The organism is Paracoccus sp. FO-3, from assembly GCF_006386455.1.
In the GTDB taxonomy this organism is placed as follows: domain Bacteria; phylum Pseudomonadota; class Alphaproteobacteria; order Rhodobacterales; family Rhodobacteraceae; genus Paracoccus; species Paracoccus versutus.
This window is the reverse complement of record NZ_VCBQ01000053.1, coordinates 18584-34285: the sequence shown is the minus strand read 5'-3', so window position 1 is coordinate 34285 and position 15702 is coordinate 18584. Positions and strand designations below refer to the sequence as shown.

The window sequence follows — 15702 nt, the reverse complement described above, 5'->3', positions numbered from 1 at the left end:
CCTGCCGACCGCAAGGCTCGCGGCCCAGTGCCGGCGGATGATCATGGCCTATCTGACATGCCCGGGGGAGCCGCTTGAATGGGGCAGAGGTCGTACGGATCAGTGAATGACCTGCTGCAAGGACTTCCGCGCGCGGGCTTTGCGGGTTGGCGAAGAAAACGCCGGGCACCGTTTCCTCGATCTTTTCGCCGCGATCCATGAAGACGACTCGGTCGGCGACCTGCCGCGCGAAACCCGTCTCATGGGTGACGCACAGCATGGTTATGCCCTCCGCGGCCAGTTCCACCATGGTGTCGAGCACCTCCTTGACCATCTCGGGGTCCAGCGCCGAGGTCGGCTCGTCGAAGAGCATCACCCGCGGCTGCATGCACAGCGCCCGCGCGATGGCGACGTACTGCTGCTGGCCGCCGGAAAGCTGGCCGGGATGCGCACCTTGGTCAGGCAATGCATGGCGCGCTCCTCCGCCTCGGCCTTGCCGAGGCCGCGCGACTTGCGCGGGGCGATGGTGCAGTTTTCCAAGATGGTCAATGCGGGAACAGGTTGAAGGGCTGGAAGACCATGCCAACCTCGCGGCGGATGGCGGCGACGTCCTTGGTGTCGCCGGTCAGCCGGTGGCCATCGACCAAGATCTCGCCGCTGTCGTGCCGCTCGATGCGGTTGATGCAGCGGATCAGAGTCGATTTTCCCGAGCCCGAGGGGCCGCAGATGATGATCTTTTACGCCCTTCGCGGGCTCCAGGCTCACATCGCGTGGAAATTGCCGTAATGCTTGTTGGCCTCGATCAGCCTGATGACGGGGTCCGCGGGAACGGGGCTGTTCATGGCCGGAAACCTTCCTGCTCCTGGATCTCGGCGACGCCGATGCCCTCCAGCAGTTCCAGCGCCCCGCCCAGCCCCGGCACGGCGGGCAGGTTGAAATTGCCGATCTCGAACCGGCGGGCGGTGCTGGCGATGACCATGTTGTCATGCCGCGCGATCAGGTCGGCGGGCGGGTTCTCCCGCGTGATCGCGGCCATGTAGCTGGGCCGAGCATCGACCACCTCGCAGTTCCAGTCAAGAAAGCCCAGCCCCTGCGGCAGCAACAGCCCCTTGCGCGTGCCCGAGCCGACGAAGGGGACGCCGATCTTCTTGACGTCCACCAGCACGACACCGATGCCCTGCATCACGTCCACCACGAAGAAAATCCCGCGTTCCCGGCACAGCCGACCGACACTTTCGACATCGAACGGATGCCCGGCATGGAAGGCCACCAGCGACATCGGGACGGTGCGGGTCCGCTCGCCCAGGTGCCGCTCGAAAAAGGCGCCGTCCACGACCTCGTCCACGACCTGGGGCATCGGCAGGAAGCGGGTCTCGGCGCCCTTGCGGGACAGGTTTAGGCATTGTTGGGATGATCGCCCTCCAGCATCAGCACCTCGTCCCCGGTGGCCAGCGGCAGGGCGTTGGCGGCGATGGTCATCGCCTCCGAAGTGTTGAGATCTCTTCGCGGGCGGCATTCACGAATGCAGCCGTTTGGCCGCGCACCGCCTCCATGCCGGCAAGCCATTCGGACTTGGGACCGGCAGTGTCGAAAAACCAGGCGATGAACGCCTCGAGCCGCTCTTTCACCGGCACCGACAGCGGTGACTGAAAGCCCGCATCCGGACAGGTCATCCGCTCTACCGCCGGGGAAAGCCGCCGCACCGCGGCAACGTCATAGGACATGGATTGCACCCCGTGGATCGACCGTCAGCAAGGCGCTCCCCCCCGATGATCAATTTCCCTGATCAATGATTTGGCGGCAAGCTCGGCGCGGAACGGGTCGCAGCGGCGGCTCTGACCTTGACGCACCGCCGCGGCGCTTCAGCGCGAGCTTAGCCCATATACCTGGCGAGGTATGCCAGCGCCTTCTCGGGGTGGCGGCCGAACCAATGGTAGCCCTCCTCGCAGTGCTTGGTGGTGCCCTCGATCCAGTGCAGCTCCTTGTCGGTGCTGCCCAAGGCGTCGAACGCGCCCTGCCCGTCGCTCGGGTTGTTGATGAGCCAGTCGTCCTTCACCTGCCACATGAAGACAGGAAGCCTGACGTTCGGAGCCCAGATTCTGCCGGACATGGACCTGCCAATCTCTGTTGCCAGTCCCACCGACGACACGCGCCACTCGCTCTCGCCGCCCATAACGCCGTGAAAACATGGACCGGCACTCGGTGCCGTCGCAAAGATCCTGAATTATGCTTCGCATGGATCTTTGAGTTTTATGTAACTATGCTCCTTTGGGGACGCTCGAATGATGAGGGATTTGGCCTCCACCGGCAGCGTATCAGCGCAGGTTGCGCCAAGAGCCGATCCTCATGCCATGAGGAACCAACCAGGGACGGGCATGACATCGTCTTTCTCGGCTTGGATATTTCAAGGCCGGCACGTCGTGGCACCGCGGAAGGGCCGCCACGGGGACGCCTTGCACGATTGGGCGCTGGCTCCCCGCCGTGGCGCGGCCAGGGATGCCGGAGGAACGTCAGGCTGATCTGCGCCGCTGCCTTCGTGGTCGAGATCGGCGATAGGTGTCGTCTGCGAACCGACGCCAATTTATGGCCTATCCTGGATCGGCGCCTTCGAAACGCTCCACCGGAGACGGCAGGATCACGCGCACCGGCAATGCCCGGATCAGGAGCGTGCTGGCAAAGAGCGCCTGCGCCCACCGCTATCCGGCCCAAGTCGGGACGAAGAAATACGGCGAGGCACGCCATAGGCCGGAGGAGGTGCCCCAGATCGCCGGAAAGGCGCAATCGCGACCGACGAAGCGCTGCCCGGCGTTGATCGCATGCGGCAACCGGAAGACACCCTCGCAACGAAGGCGATCGCATGAGGAGTGGCGGCATTCACCCAGGCGATCACGCGATTGACCCCATCGGTCCGCGATCCTGCGCCGGGCAAACCGCCCCGATATCCGCTCCTCCCTCCTCGTTGCTGTCGCGACCGTCTCAGTGCAGGGTCAGCCCGCCGGTGGGGCTGAGCACGGCGCCCGTCAGGTAATCCGCATCGCTCGAGGCCAGGAAGGCCACGACATTGCCGATATCCGTAGGCGCCGCCACCCCCAGCGGGCTGCGTTGGATGACGCGCTGATACTGCTTGCGGTGATGTTCCGAGACAGCGCCTTCGCGCTCGAACGCCGCCTCCCAGGAGGGCGAGTTGCGCACCAGCGTGACGCAGACGCAGTTTACCCGGATCTTCTCGGGCGCGAGTTCCCTGGAGAGCAGTTTACTGACCTGGATCAGCCCGGCCGAGAAGGCCGAGATGCCGGTCTGGCCTGGGGTCGGCACCCGGCCACCCTCGGAGGTGACGAAGACCACCGATCCGCCGCCGCGCTGACGCAGAGCGGGGATCGCGGCCTGCACCACCCGCAGCTTGCCCAGCAGGGCGCGGCCGACGAAGCCCGCCACCTGCTCGAGGTCGATGCCTGGGAACGGCCCCCGCACCTCGGGCGAGCGTGCCTCGTCATCGCTGCCGCCGGCGTTCGGCACCACGATGTCGAGTCCGCCGAAGGCCTGCACGGCGGTTTCCACCGCCGCTTCCATGTCGGCCTTGTCCCGCACATCGCCGGGCGCGAACACCGCCTTGGCCCCCAACGCTTCGATCTCGGCAATGGCCGCCGCGGCCTTCTCGGGGCTGCGGCCGTTGATCACCACATGGGCGCCGCGCCCAGCCAGTGCCATCGCCACACCGCGGCCGATGCCGCCCGTTCCGCCAGTGACCAGCGCCACCTTTCCATCCAGATCCGCCATATCGCTCCTCATTCCATCCTGTTCAGTAGTAGCCCGGCCTGCCGCAGCCCGGCCAGTTCGTCGTTCGTCACGCCCCAGCCCCGCAGCGCCCCGGCGGCGCCGGCCGGTCGCGGAACCATCCTGGCGTGCGGCTGAAGCGCGGCGCAACCCCGGACTGCAGCACGCCCTCGCGCGCGGCCAGCGTGGCGCGGGCGCGGGCGCGCAGATGCAGATGCGCGGCAGTCTCCTCGATCGAGAGCACCGGGGTGATGCGGGCCTCGGCCGCACCCGCAGGGCGGCCCATTCGGTGCGGCGGCAGACGCCGGCGGCGAACTGTTCCCGCAACACCTGCCGCATGGCGCGGGTCTTCAGCTTGGTGATGTTCAGCCCGGCATCGGGTTCGGTGATGCCGAAACAGGCCATGGCCCTGCCCTGGATCATCGGCAGCAACATGCGCTGGCGTTGCTTCTCGGTGCCGAACAGAACGATGGGCGCGAGGCAGAGGATGTCGAGATGAATGGCCGAGGCCGCCTGCACCGCACCGCCCGATTCTGTCATGGCCCGCAGGAAGATCGCCGCCTCGGAGATGCCGAGGCCGGCGCCGCCATAGGCCTCGGGCGAGGGTACGCGCACCGCCTTCTCCATCGCCGCCCCGTTGGCGCGCAGCTTGAGCCCGGCGACATCGCCGAGCCCGGCCACCTGCTTGCCGGTGGTCATCACCGTATAGGGGCGCAGCGACGAGACGAACAGCACATGGATGCCCTGGGGCTTGTATTCCTGTTCGTTCAGCAGCCCGCCGTCCTGCGCCAGGTCCCAGACCGCGCCATCGCCTCGCAAGAGGTCTCGCAAGAGGTCTTGTAGGCTGATCTTTCCCGATGGCCGCTCCCTGGTGCTGGAACGCTCGCCGGGCACCGATGCGCAGGACTTTACCGGGCTCGAGGACGGCGTCGATTACCGCTGTGCGGAAATGTCCAAGGCTGCCGGTCTCTCGACCGTTCTCGCCATCGGCACCGAGATTGGCAGCAAGGACAACGATCCCCTGGTCCGCGCCACCCGCGAGCGCGCCGACGGGATCATCACCGATGCCGGCCAGCAAATCGTCGAGCGCCGGTTGCAGATCGCGCCGACCCTGACCATCCGGCAGGGCTTTCCGGTCGGGATTCCGGTGACGCGGGATTTGGTCCTGGAACCACAGGGAGGTTGATCATGGTAAAGCTGAAGCTCGGACCCGTTGCCGATGACAAGCCGATGAAACTGGCCATCGAACTGCCCGCGGCGCCGTTTCTCGATCTTGTCGCTTACGGGCAGATCCTTGGGCGTGAATCCGGAAGGACGCCCGTCGTCGCACCGATGCCGGAGCGCCTCGTCATCACGGATCGGGGGTATGCAAAGGCGAGGCGAGACAGGCGGACCGGCTCATCGCAAGGCTATCAGGCCATTTTCTGGTCCGCGATTTCCGGCCTTCCGGCGTGCCATTTCAAGGAGCCGCCGTGCGACCGGGTTCGCGTGGGGTTGAGAGCATACCGCGCTGAACCTGACCGGCTCCTGGAGTTCCGCCAGGGGGACGGACCCGACGCCCTCGCGTCTCTGCTGGGCCGCCGAAGACAGCAGCAATGCCACGCAGAAGCCGTCGGACACCATGTCGAGAAGGCTTTCCCGGCCGACGGACTGTATCCACATGCGACGATCACCCCCTCTGCCTGAGAGCTTCCCCTGGAAGTAGACGTCGAGTTCGGCGCCGGTCCCTCTCGACGGGACAAGGAACACCTCGCTGGCAATGACTTCCCAACGCGGGGTTTCCCGGTCGCGCAGCCGATGGCCTTTGGGCGATGCGCAGAGCGCCTGCTCGCTCCGCTATCCGGCCGTCTTGCAAGCCGAGACCTCCACGACATTCGGCAGGAACGCACGGATCTCTCCCAAATGATCGATATGCAGAAAATACTGGGTCTGAACCCACGAATTCAGCACCAAGGCATGGATCCCGAGGTCTGGCCAATATCGGGGTTCAGGCTGTTGGTTGGGTCCAGCTGCCGATGGAAGCCGGCCCGTTCCAGCTTGGCGCGAGGGAGATGGCCGACGTTATGCTCGGCTGGGGATCCAAACCTCAGTCACCACGCCGGCATGGCAACGATGAAGGCCGCGCCTCTCATCGCCTCAACCACGGGTCAGGGTCCAGGCCGGCAGCAGGACGGCGGTCCGCCCCATCAGCCTCTCCACGGGGGCTTCGGCATCTGTGGCCGCGTCCTGAAACGATGTCTGTTGAACCGAACGCCAGAGCCGCACGATCGTCAGCTAGCAACGACCGCGCTGGGAGGGGCTCGGCAGAATGCCCGCTGCACCCAGCTGCCTGTTCAGGTCCCGCAAGGGTTTCCGGGCCGACTTTCGACCTTGTCTCGTCCGGCAAGGTCGCAAATGCATTGCCCTGTTGCCAGTGTTCCAGGATGATGCGCATGGCTTCAAGCATGCTGCAATCCTCCGATATCGCCAAGCGACGCAAGGCTTTCTATTTCGCCGCGCTCGATATGCAAGGTCGCATCGGCGATGGAGTTCAGCAGCTTGGGGCTGGATTCCGTGACCAGAATGGCGATATCGCGCTTGTTGCTGTGCAGATGGGCAAGGGTGCGGGCATATTCCAGCGCCAGCGCGGGGGCCAGGCCCTGGAACGGCTCGTCCAGCAGCAGCACCTTGTCGGCCAGCATCAACGCCCGGCCCAGCGCCACGATCTTGCCCTGCCCACCCGACACGCCGCCGCCCGGCCGCGCCCGCATAACCGCCAGTTGCGGCAACAGGCTGTAGACCTCGTCCAGCCTGCGCGTGCGCTCCGCCGCGGACATCCGCCGCACCAGGGCGGGGACAAGGATGTTCTCCTCGACCGTGAAATCGGCGATCAGGCGCCGGTCCTCGGGGGCATAGCCGATCCCAAGCCCGGCGCGGGCGTGTCCCGGCAGCGGCCCCAGTTCCGTTCCGTCGATGCGAACCGAGCCGGCCTTCCACGGCAAAAGCCCCATGATCGCGCGCAGGGTCGTGGTCTTGCCCGCCCCGTTGCGCCCGACCATCACCGTGGCCTTTCCCGCCGCCAGCGAGAAGCCGACATCGCGCAGCACCTCGACCCCCGCGATCTCGACCTTCAGATTCCTGACCGTCAGCATCACACCACCCCCACGACGCTTTCCAGAACCTCGGGATTGCTCATCACCTCGGCGGGTGTTCCCTCGGCCATGACATGGCCGGCGTTCCAGACCACCACCCGGTCGGCGTATTTCTGCACCACTTCCATGTCGTGCTCGACGAAAAGCGCCGAGAGACCACGACGGCGCATGGCGTTCATCAGCGTCTCCATGATGCGGAAACGCTCGATCGAGGACACGCCCGAAGTCGGCTCGTCCAGCACCAGCAGCTTGGGGTTCAGAGCAAAGGCCAGCGTGATGTCGGCAAGCTTGCGCAGGCCCTCGGGCAATGTGCCGGTCATCGTTTCGGCATCGGCGGCAAGGCCCAGCAGCTCCAGCACCTCCATCGCCTCGTCGCGATAGGCCCTGCGGTTCAGGGGCGTCAGCCCCTGCCAGATGCCTTCGCGCGCAGCGATGGCCAGCATCAGGTTGTCGATCAGGCTGTGATCGGTGAAAAGCTGCGGGATCTGGAAGGCGCGGGCGATGCCCTGGCGCGAGATGCGCCGCGGCGCCATCCGCGTGATGGGCCGCCCGTCCAGCCAGACATTGCCGCGATGCGGTTTCAGATAGCCGGTCACAAGGTTCAGGAAGGTGGTCTTGCCGGCGCCGTTCGGCCCGATGATGGCGACGAACTCGTTCCTTTGCAGGGCGAAGTCCACGCCATCGGCAGCCTTGATCGCACCGAAGGAGATCGCAAGATCCTCGGCCCGCAGAAGCGGCTGCGCGGATGCGGAATTGCTGGTCACAGTCCGGTCTCCTTGGTCGAGCCGCGACGAGCCTCGATCAGGCCGTAGATGCCGCGGGGAAGGAAGAAGATGACGCCGATCAGCGCCAGGCCGATGATGAGGTTCCAGGCCTCGGCGGCCACCCCCACGGCGACGGTATGCAGGATCTCCAGGAAGACCGAACCGATGAAGGCCCCGGCGACCCCGCCGATGCCGCCCAGCACGGCGGTCAGCACCAGATGGCCGGATTCGGTCCAGAAGGCGAACTCCGGCAGCACGTGGCCGATGCTCATGGCGGCCAGCGCGCCGCCCAGGCCCGCCAGCGCCGCCGAGATGGTGTAGGAGGTCAGCAGGGTCTGCCAGGCCGAGACCCCCAGATATTCCAGCCGGACCTCGTTGGTATGGATCGCCGACAGGGCATGGCCCAGCGGGCTTTGCAGATAGCGATGCACCAGCCAGCCCAGCACCACCATCAGCAGGATGCAGAGATAAAACAGGAAACCGTCGAAGGCCGCCTTGCCCGGCGCCCAGCCCAGCACGGTCGGAACCGCGACGCGCAACCCGTCCGTGCCGCCGGTGATGCCGTAGAGCTTGGAGGTCAGGGCAAAGATCACCATCGACACGGCAAGGTTCAGCATGGCGAAGAAGATCGCCCGGTAGCGCACCAGGAAGGCGCCGAAGACCAGCCCCGCCAGCGCCGCGACCGCCGTCGAGGCGACCAGCAGCAGCACGAGGTCGCTTACCCCCGCCTTGCTGCCCAGAAAGGCCGTCGCATAGGCGCCGATGGCGAAATACATCGCATGGCCCAGCGAGATCAGCCCGCCCCGCAGCAAAAGCGCGACGCCGAGGGCGGCGAAGCCCTTGGCCACCGCCAGCGTGATGACGAATTTCAGGTGGGGAAAGGCCACGGGGACCAGAAGCAGCAGCGCCAGCGCCGCGACAAGCAGGGGAATGGGTTTGCGCATCGCTCAGATCCTCCGGATGGCAGGCTTGCCGAACAGGCCATAGGGCCGGACCAGCAGCACGATCAGCATCACGAGATAGGGCGCCACCGCATCCAGTGCCGGGAACAAATAGATCGCCAGCACGCGGGCCGCCGCGACGATGACCGCGGCCAGTGCCGCGCCCTCGACCTGGCCCAGCCCGCCGATGGCGGCGACCGCAAAGGCCAGGACCATGGTGTCGGCGCCAAGGCCCGGCGCGACCCCGGCGGTCGGCGTCGCCAAGGCACCGCCAAGCGCCGCGAGAAAGATCCCCAGCGTGAAGGCGATGGTGAACATCCGCCGCGTGTCGATGCCCAGCGCCTCGGATATCTCGCGGTCGGCGACCACCACCGCCAGCAGCCGGCCCATGCGGGTATGGCCGATGAACACCCGCATCGCGACCAGCGCCACGACGGCCAGCGCGATCAGCAAAAGCTGATAGTTCAGGTAGATGATGCCGCCGATCTCGATGCTGCCCAGCAGCGCCACCGGCGTGTCCTCGTAATAGGACGAGACGCCGAAGACCAGCCGCTGCAAATCCTCGAGGATCAGGAACAGGCCGAAGGTCATCAGGATCTGCACCGCCTCGCCGCGGCCATAGGTCCACTGGACCAGCGTCCGCTCGATCAGCGGGCCGAAAAGCGCCGCCACCAGCGCCGCCGAAACCAGCAACGCCGGAAAGGTCAGCCAGGGGTTGAGGCCGGCGCTGACGATCCACAGGCCGATGCTGGCCGAAACATAGGCGCCGATGGAATAGAAGCTGCCATGCGCGACATTCAGGATGCGCAGGACGCTGAAGACGAGTGTCAGCCCGAACGCCACGAAAAAGATGAGCGCGGCATTGGCAAGGGCATCCACGAAAAGTGGAACGATGGTCTGGAACATGACCCTTCCTGCTGATGTATCGGAATGGAAGGCGTGCCGGGCGGCCATGGCCGGCCCGGCACGAGGCGCTAGTTATAGCTACCCGGCCGGGGCAGGTCGGCCAGGAAATCGGGCGTCAGCGTGCCGATCCAGGCGATGGGATCCTGCCCCACCGGCGCCAGCAGCGCCTCGCCGTCATAGCGCACCATCCCTGTCATCACCGGCCGGTCGACGCCCTCGGCCCTGCCGACGGTGCCGATCACCTGGTCGACCACGCCGTCATTGTCGTCGCGGAAGGTGGTCGTGCCGGTCAGGGTCTGGACCGACAGCCCTTCCAGCGCGGCGACGACTTGCTCGCGATCGGGCCAGGCGCCGTCATTGTCCGAGATGGCCTTTTCATAGGCGGCTTTCAGCACGATCAGGCTGTTGGCCATCTTGATGGTGGGAAAGACCGGATCGCTGCCGTATTTCTCGCGATAGGCGGCGGCAAAGGGCGCGGCCTCGCCGATGGTCCTTGCATCGGGCGACATCCACCAGCCGTCGCCCAGCACGCCGACGATGGTGCCTTCGGGCAGGTCGACCCGCTGCATCACCGTCTCGCCCAGCGCCAGCACCACCGCGCTTTGCCGGAACAGGCCGCGCGGGCCGGCCTGGCGCACGAAATTCTCCAGATCGCCGCCCCAGAGGTTCGAGAACACGACATCCGGCCGCGCCGCCGACAGGCGCGAGATCTCGGTCTGGTAGGTCGAGGCGCCGAGCTTGGGATAGAGTTCGGCCACGATCTCGACCTCGGGCCTGACCGCCTTCAGCGTGGCCTTGACGATCTCGGCCGCATCATGGCCGAAGGCATAGTCCGGGTTGATGATGGCGACCCGCTTCACCTCGGGATGCTGCTGCAGGAAATACAGCGTATAGGCCATGAACTCGGCGATGGTGTTGCCGTTCGGGCGATAGAAATAATCCGGCTGGTCCTTGAGGAAAAGCTGGTGGGTGTCGCAGTTCCAGCCGATGGTCGGCATCTTCAGCTGGTCGGCCAGCGGCGACAGCGCCAGGCAATTGCCCGAGGACAGCGCCGCGATCATCGCCTGTGCCCTGCCGCCTTCGGCAAGGCGGCGATATTCGGCGATCACGCCTTCGGCGCCCTGCGCCTCATCGACATAGGTGGCCGAGACGGGCACGCCGCCGATGCCGCCCTGGGCATTGATCCTTTCGATCATCAATTCGGCGCCCTGCTTGCCCGGCAGGCCATAGGCGGCCGAGGGGCCCGACAGGAAGGTGAATACCCCCAGGTCGAGGCGGGCGGGCTTGTCCTGCGCCCAGCCCGCGCCGGTCATCAGCGCGGCTGCGGCGGCAGCAGTCATGGCAAGTCGAAACTTGGGTTTCGGCATGGTGAGGTTCCCTGTTGGCGAGTCCGTTGCGATATATTTTCATCTTGTAAAATATCACAAGCACATTAATGCTGGACCCGTCAAGACGGAATGTCGGCCAGGCACGTTCGCAAACCCTTTCAGCCGGCCGGCGCCCGCATCTTGGGAAAACTGCCAAGCAAAGGAGCATCCCTTGAAAATCGACATGAATGTCGCAAGCCTGTCGGGCAGCACACCGCTATGCTTTGAAATCAACGACCTGGTCATCGCGGGCTGGGCCGGGCGCGACAAGGAGGCGATGGAGCATCACATCCGCGAACTGGAGGCGCTGGGGGTGAAACGTCCCGAGACGACCCCGACCTTCTACCGCGTCGCGGCGAATCGGCTGACGACCGGGGGGCGGATCGAATGCAACGGCAGCGCCTCTTCGGGCGAGGTCGAGACGGTGATCATCGCGCAGGGCGGCAAGCTTTATGTCGGCATCGGCTCGGACCATACCGACCGCGAGGTCGAGACCTACGGCATCACCGTGTCCAAGCAGATGTGCGACAAGCCGGTCGGCGCCGAGGTCTGGCCCTTCGACGAGGTGGCGCCGCATTGGGATTCGCTGATCATCCGCAGCTGGCTGACCGCGGACGGCAAGCGCAGCCTCTATCAAGAGGGCACGGTGGCCGGGCTGCTGGACCCGGCGGATGTCATCGCACGCTACACCCAGGGCGCGGACCTTCCCGACGGCACCGCGATCCTGGGCGGAACCACGCCCGCCATCGGGGGAATCCGGCCAGGCAAGGTCTTCGAATGCGAGCTGGAGGACCCGGTGCTTTCCCGCAAACTGCATCTGGTCTATGAAATCAAGGAACTGCCGATCAGCGGCTAACAGCATCGAGGCCCCAATGGATCGCAACTCCGATCCCGTCATCGAGGATTCGCGGCAAGGACCGAAACGCGGGGTCAGGAAACTGTCCCTGCGCGACCAAGCCTATGAGGCAATCAAGAAGCGGATCGTGAGTTGCGAATTGCGCCCCGGCGAGGCGGTGACCGTGGCCGACCTGGCCGAGCAGCTTCAGATCGGCCGCACCCCGGTCTTTCAGGCCATCGACCGGCTGACGGTCGACGGCCTGGTCGAGGTGATGCCGCGCAAGGGCGTGGTGGTCGCGCCGATCAGCATGGACAGCTTGGTCGAGATCATCGAGATGCGGCTTCTGAACGAGGCTCAGGCGGCGAACTGGGCGGCGCAAAAGGCCACGCCGCAGGAAATCGCCCAGCTCGACGCCAATGTCGCCGCGACATGGCGGGCCGCGCAGGACCACGACCTGGAGCAGATGATCGAATGCGACCGGGACTTCCACCGGCTGCTGAGCGGCATCGCCGGCAACACCATCCTTGCCGAGTTCCTTGGCAACCTGCACGACCGCTCGCTGCGGTTCTGGTTCCTGTCGCTGCGCGCGCCCGACCACAACCTGCGCGTCTGCGAGCAGCATGCCGCCATCGTCGAGGGCATCCGGGCGCATGACCCCGAGGCGGCCGAGAAGGCGATGCGCGAGCATATCTCGGCCTTCCACAAGAACCTGACCCAGCAGAACCTGCGCGGCTGATCCCCGGCTGGCTGCGCCGGGAACGCCGGTTCAGGCGGCCAGCACCCGTTCGACGCCGCGCGCGAACGCAAGCAGGTCGCGGTCGGCCAGGGTTTCGCCCATCAGCGTCAACCCCACCGGCAGGCCGTCGACGGGAAGCGGCAGCGAGATCGCGCAGCGGTCCAGGAAATTCGCCACCGTCGGATTGCGCAGCGCCAGCAGGTTGGTCGCGCCGAAAAGCGCGTCGTCGGCCTCCAGCGCCGCTGTCTCGGGCGCGATGATCGGAACGGTCGGCATCAGCACCGCCGCGAAATCCGCGGTGATCCCGTTCGCCCGGCCGATCATGGCAAGGCGGGCTTCCAGCAGGCTCGCATATTCGCCCGGCCGCAGGGTCTCGCCCTTGCGGATGCGGATGGCAACGCGCGGGTCATAGCCGGCCTCGCACCGCGCCAGGCGCTCGCGGTGCCGCTCCAGCGCCTCGGCCGCGACGATGCCGCCGCGGGCATTCAACTCCGGCAGCCGGTCCAGGTCGGGCAGGCGGATGCGGGTCAGCCGTGCCCCTGCAGCCTCGATCCGGCGCAGGGAGGCCTCGAAGGCGCGGGCGACGGCGTCATCCATGTCCTCGGTGACGTAATTCTCCAGCACCGCGAAGCGCAGCCCCGACAGCGGCGCGGCATCCGGTGCGGCGATCGGCTCGCCCGCCAGCGCGGCATCCACGAGGGCGCAGCATTCGACCGTCCGGGCGATGGGCCCTACGGAATCGAAGCTGTGCGACAGCGGGAACACGCCGCTGCGCGGCACCCGCCGCGCCGTGGGCTTGAAGCCGACAAGGCCGCAGAGCGCCGCCGGGATACGGCACGAGCCGCCGGTATCGGTGCCCAGCCCGACCGCCGCCATGCCGTCCGCGACCGAAACCGCCGCCCCCGAGGACGACCCGCCCGGAATGCGGCTGCGATCGGCCGGATTGCCGGGCGTGCCGTAATGCGGATTGAGCCCCAGCCCGGAATAGGCGAATTCGGTCATGTTGGTATGGCCCATCACCACCATCCCGGCCATGCGCAGCCGTCGCACCGCCTCGGCATCGGCACGGGCGGGCGGCGCCTGCTCCATCACCCTGGCCCCGGCCGTCGTCACCTTGCCCTGGATGTCGAACAGCGCCTTGATCGAGACGGGCACCCCGGCCAGCGGCGACGAAGCCCGCCCCTCGGCCCGCATCCGGTCGGCCAGGCCGGCCATGGCAAGGCTGCGGTCGGGGTCGATCATGGTAAAGGTGCGGCGTCCCTCGCCATCGCCGTCAAGGATGCGGTCCAGGCAAGCCGATGCCAGCGCCGTGCCGGACAATTCGCCCGCCGCCATGCGGCGGGCCAGAACGGAGACGGGCTCCATCACTTGTCCTGATCGTAATAGTGGATCTCCATCAGCACGCAGCCGTTCTCGGACTTGAACGGGCCGTGATAGGCCCCCGGCGGACGACAGGCATAGGTGTTGGGCTGGAAGGATTCGCCGCCATCCCCGTTCTCGTCATTGCCCACGGTCAGGTCGCCCGAGACGAGATAGACCTCTTCCCAGTAGTCATGGACGAAAGGCGCGGTGGTAAAGACGCCGGGCTGAAAGCGCAGCAGCCGGGTGCGATTGCCCACCTTGGCCTCTTCGTCCAGCCTGCCGGCCAGGATCTTCTGCTGGATGCCGGCCGGATAGCCCGGCGGCGTGTGCCAGCCCTCGGTTTCCATGTCGATGGCGTGGAATTCCTTGTGTTCCTTGTCGATGGCCATGAATGCCTCCTTTGCTGCGGAATTGGGCTATTGCGAAACCTGGGCCAGCTCGGCCTCCAGGGAGTAACTGTCGAGCATCCGGTCCACGAGGCCGGTGGCACCGTCCCAGTCGAAGGTGCGGAACGAGTGGTTCTTGGTCACGAAGGTCGCGCCGGCATAGAACATCTCGTATTGGGTGTGACGCGAGGCGAATTCCGAGCCGATCGCATCCCAGGCCAGCTTGAAGAACTTCACCCGCCCCTCGGAATCGGTGGTGGGCGATTGTTGGGTCTTGCCGATCAGGGCGCGCAGTTCGGGATTGCCGAAATCCTCCAGCGACGAGGGCAGCATGATCAGCCCGCCGCCGGCCAGATCGCGCAGCGCGCCGATGAAGGCATTGTAGTTCTGCTGCGTCAGCACCTGCGCCGAATACAGCATCGAGCCGTCGGGCACATAATAGCCGTTGACCATCTTGCCCTTGGCCTCCAGCGCATGGACGAAAGCCTCGACCATGGTGCATTGCGCGGCAAGCTGGCCCAGCGTCTCGCGCACCTGCGGGAAGGCGATGATGCCGTTGGTCTCGGCGATCTTGCGCGCGATGCCCATCAGGAAGCGCATCTTCACCATCAGCCGGATCTGCGCCTGATAGTTCTGATAGACATGCGCCGGGGTGGCGTGGAACTGGCCCGAGGTGAGCTTGAGATCCTGGTTGACGAAGACCCGGTCCCACGGAACCTTCACGTCGTCGAAATAGAGCACCGCGTCGTTCTCGTCGAAACGCGAGGCCAGCGGATAGTCGAAGACGTTTCCGGCATGCTCCTCGTAGGATTTCCGCGACAGGATCTTCAGCCCCTTGGCGTTCATCGGGATGGCAAAAGAGATCGCATAGCGTTCCTCGCCCTCGCGCAGGGGCTGGATGCAGGTCACGAAGACCTCGTTGGCGACGATGCCGCCGGTGGCCAGCATCTTGGCGCCGCGCACGGTGATGCCCTCGGCGTCCTGATCCACGACGCCGGCGGTCAGGAACGGATCGGCCTGCTCATGCGCGGCTTTCGAGCGGTCCGCCTGCGGGTTGATGATCACATAGGTCAGGTAAAGTTCGTTGTCGCGCGCATAGTGATAGTAATCCGACAGCGCCTTGGCGCGGGCGGGGTCATGCGCCTCGAATAGCGGCAGCCCCATATACATGCCGGCGATGCACGAGGCGACGTGATCGGGCGCCCGGCCCAGGAAACCGCCATGCAGTTCTGTCCAGGCCTCCAGCGCCCGGCGGCGCTCGACCAGATCGGCATAGCTGCGCGGCAACTGCCAGATCCGGTTGGCACGAAACCCGGTATCGGTCTCGAAGGTCATCAGGTCCAGGTTTTCCGGGCGCGACTGGAAATCATACATCCGCGCCACCGATTGAACGGTTCGCCGGAACGAGGGGTGTTCGGTCACATCCCCGGCCTCGGCGCCGTTGATGAAAACCCTGCGCCCATCGCGCAAGGATTCGACATGTTGCTGTCCGGTCTTGAACATCAGGCTCTCCTGTTG

Annotated in this window: 17 protein-coding genes and 3 pseudogenes; 5 read left to right on the top strand and 15 right to left on the bottom strand. The window is 66.0% G+C overall.

The window, feature by feature from the left end; genetic code table 11:
- Nucleotides 1–121: 121 nt before the first annotated feature.
- The 4 genes and pseudogenes from FE811_RS28295 to FE811_RS15430 form a co-directional block, all read right to left on the bottom strand.
- A pseudogene (locus tag FE811_RS28295) lies at nt 122–821 on the bottom strand (amino acid ABC transporter ATP-binding protein); the annotation flags it as partial.
- A complete protein-coding gene (locus tag FE811_RS15440; RefSeq protein ID WP_166435421.1) occupies nt 818–1336 on the bottom strand; it encodes an aminotransferase class V-fold PLP-dependent enzyme in 519 nt (172 codons plus the stop codon). The pseudogene FE811_RS28295 and the gene FE811_RS15440, both read right to left, overlap by 4 nt.
- A gap of 118 nt (nt 1337–1454) precedes the next feature.
- Nucleotides 1455–1703, bottom strand: a complete 249-nt coding sequence (locus FE811_RS15435) for a hypothetical protein (protein WP_140848064.1) — start codon at nt 1701–1703, stop codon at nt 1455–1457.
- A 149-nt stretch (nt 1704–1852) separates the two neighbouring features.
- Nucleotides 1853–2089 (bottom strand): alpha/beta hydrolase, encoded by a 237-nt coding sequence (locus tag FE811_RS15430; protein ID WP_140848061.1) that lies wholly within the window; start codon nt 2087–2089, stop codon nt 1853–1855.
- Nucleotides 2090–2535: 446 nt separating this feature from the next.
- Between FE811_RS15430 and FE811_RS28735 the strand changes: the two genes are divergently transcribed.
- Entirely contained in the window at nt 2536–2877 is a 342-nt protein-coding gene (locus FE811_RS28735; RefSeq protein ID WP_370362680.1) for a transposase, read from the top strand.
- 78 nt (nt 2878–2955) lie between these two features.
- On the opposite strand, the gene FE811_RS15420 is transcribed toward FE811_RS28735, so the two are convergent.
- Entirely contained in the window at nt 2956–4572 is a 1617-nt protein-coding gene (locus tag FE811_RS15420; RefSeq protein WP_244294981.1) for an SDR family NAD(P)-dependent oxidoreductase, read from the bottom strand.
- A gap of 22 nt (nt 4573–4594) precedes the next feature.
- On the opposite strand from FE811_RS15420, the pseudogene FE811_RS15415 reads away from it, so the two are divergent.
- Together FE811_RS15415 and FE811_RS15410 are read left to right on the top strand one after the other, a co-directional pair.
- Nucleotides 4595–4939 (top strand): annotated as a pseudogene (locus tag FE811_RS15415) (TrbI/VirB10 family protein); the annotation flags it as partial.
- A gap of 2 nt (nt 4940–4941) precedes the next feature.
- Nucleotides 4942–5124: pseudogene (locus tag FE811_RS15410) on the top strand (DUF2274 domain-containing protein); the annotation flags it as partial.
- A 27-nt stretch (nt 5125–5151) separates the two neighbouring features.
- Here the strand turns inward: FE811_RS15410 and FE811_RS28730 are convergent.
- The 7 genes from FE811_RS28730 to FE811_RS15375 all read right to left on the bottom strand — a co-directional run bounded on the left by FE811_RS28730 (nt 5152) and on the right by FE811_RS15375 (nt 10862).
- Nucleotides 5152–5547, bottom strand: coding sequence for a LysR substrate-binding domain-containing protein (locus FE811_RS28730; protein WP_084197276.1), 396 nt, complete (start codon nt 5545–5547; stop codon nt 5152–5154).
- Between the two features lie 149 nt (nt 5548–5696).
- Entirely contained in the window at nt 5697–5843 is a 147-nt protein-coding gene (locus tag FE811_RS15400) for a hypothetical protein (RefSeq protein WP_116221715.1), read from the bottom strand.
- A 348-nt stretch (nt 5844–6191) separates the two neighbouring features.
- Nucleotides 6192–6884: an ATP-binding cassette domain-containing protein gene (locus FE811_RS15395; protein WP_116221239.1), complete on the bottom strand. Its 693-nt coding sequence runs from the start codon at nt 6882–6884 to the stop codon at nt 6192–6194.
- Nucleotides 6884–7648 carry an ABC transporter ATP-binding protein gene (locus tag FE811_RS15390; protein WP_036758301.1) on the bottom strand — a complete coding sequence of 255 codons (765 nt, stop codon included), beginning with the start codon at nt 7646–7648 and terminating at the stop codon, nt 6884–6886. Before FE811_RS15390 ends, FE811_RS15395 begins: the two co-directional genes overlap by 1 nt.
- Nucleotides 7645–8592, bottom strand: a complete 948-nt coding sequence (locus FE811_RS15385) for a branched-chain amino acid ABC transporter permease (RefSeq protein WP_072463299.1) — start codon at nt 8590–8592, stop codon at nt 7645–7647. The genes FE811_RS15390 and FE811_RS15385 overlap by 4 nt, the downstream gene beginning before the upstream one ends.
- Nucleotides 8593–8595: 3 nt before the next feature.
- On the bottom strand, nt 8596–9495 hold the full coding sequence (locus FE811_RS15380) for a branched-chain amino acid ABC transporter permease (RefSeq protein ID WP_036758298.1): 900 nt from the start codon (nt 9493–9495) through the stop codon (nt 8596–8598).
- Nucleotides 9496–9563: 68 nt separating this feature from the next.
- Entirely contained in the window at nt 9564–10862 is a 1299-nt protein-coding gene (locus tag FE811_RS15375; RefSeq protein ID WP_208861529.1) for an ABC transporter substrate-binding protein, read from the bottom strand.
- Between the two features lie 172 nt (nt 10863–11034).
- Between FE811_RS15375 and FE811_RS15370 the strand changes: the two genes are divergently transcribed.
- Both FE811_RS15370 and FE811_RS15365 read left to right on the top strand, forming a co-directional pair.
- Nucleotides 11035–11718, top strand: coding sequence for a DUF2848 domain-containing protein (locus FE811_RS15370; RefSeq protein ID WP_219848889.1), 684 nt, complete (start codon nt 11035–11037; stop codon nt 11716–11718).
- A 16-nt stretch (nt 11719–11734) separates the two neighbouring features.
- Nucleotides 11735–12436, top strand: a complete 702-nt coding sequence (locus tag FE811_RS15365) for a GntR family transcriptional regulator (protein ID WP_166435422.1) — start codon at nt 11735–11737, stop codon at nt 12434–12436.
- Nucleotides 12437–12466: 30 nt separating this feature from the next.
- Here the strand turns inward: FE811_RS15365 and FE811_RS15360 are convergent, their stop codons facing one another.
- From FE811_RS15360 to FE811_RS15350, 3 genes are read right to left on the bottom strand one after another with little or no spacing between them, the layout of a single operon-like run.
- Nucleotides 12467–13801, bottom strand: a complete 1335-nt coding sequence (locus tag FE811_RS15360) for an amidase (protein WP_116221241.1) — start codon at nt 13799–13801, stop codon at nt 12467–12469.
- Entirely contained in the window at nt 13801–14187 is a 387-nt protein-coding gene (locus FE811_RS15355) for a cupin domain-containing protein (RefSeq protein WP_036758291.1), read from the bottom strand. Before FE811_RS15355 ends, FE811_RS15360 begins: the two co-directional genes overlap by 1 nt.
- A gap of 27 nt (nt 14188–14214) precedes the next feature.
- Nucleotides 14215–15687, bottom strand: a complete 1473-nt coding sequence (locus FE811_RS15350) for a 4-hydroxyphenylacetate 3-hydroxylase family protein (protein ID WP_036758288.1) — start codon at nt 15685–15687, stop codon at nt 14215–14217.
- Nucleotides 15688–15702 lie beyond the last annotated feature (15 nt).

What these genes read in the sequence shown, in the direction of transcription:
- FE811_RS15440 (WP_166435421.1), bottom strand. Translation starts at nt 1,336, where the DNA reads ATGCCCCAGGTCGTGGACGAGGTCGTGGACGGCGCCTTTTTCGAGCGG.
- FE811_RS15435 (WP_140848064.1), bottom strand. Translation starts at nt 1,703, where the DNA reads ATGTCCTATGACGTTGCCGCGGTGCGGCGGCTTTCCCCGGCGGTAGAG.
- FE811_RS15430 (WP_140848061.1), bottom strand. Translation starts at nt 2,089, where the DNA reads ATGTCCGGCAGAATCTGGGCTCCGAACGTCAGGCTTCCTGTCTTCATG.
- FE811_RS15395 (WP_116221239.1), bottom strand. Translation starts at nt 6,884, where the DNA reads ATGCTGACGGTCAGGAATCTGAAGGTCGAGATCGCGGGGGTCGAGGTG.
- FE811_RS15385 (WP_072463299.1), bottom strand. Translation starts at nt 8,592, where the DNA reads ATGCGCAAACCCATTCCCCTGCTTGTCGCGGCGCTGGCGCTGCTGCTT.
- FE811_RS15380 (WP_036758298.1), bottom strand. Translation starts at nt 9,495, where the DNA reads ATGTTCCAGACCATCGTTCCACTTTTCGTGGATGCCCTTGCCAATGCC.
- FE811_RS15375 (WP_208861529.1), bottom strand. Translation starts at nt 10,862, where the DNA reads ATGCCGAAACCCAAGTTTCGACTTGCCATGACTGCTGCCGCCGCAGCC.
- FE811_RS15365 (WP_166435422.1), top strand. Translation starts at nt 11,735, where the DNA reads ATGGATCGCAACTCCGATCCCGTCATCGAGGATTCGCGGCAAGGACCG.
- FE811_RS15360 (WP_116221241.1), bottom strand. Translation starts at nt 13,801, where the DNA reads ATGGAGCCCGTCTCCGTTCTGGCCCGCCGCATGGCGGCGGGCGAATTG.
- FE811_RS15355 (WP_036758291.1), bottom strand. Translation starts at nt 14,187, where the DNA reads ATGGCCATCGACAAGGAACACAAGGAATTCCACGCCATCGACATGGAA.
- FE811_RS15350 (WP_036758288.1), bottom strand. Translation starts at nt 15,687, where the DNA reads ATGTTCAAGACCGGACAGCAACATGTCGAATCCTTGCGCGATGGGCGC.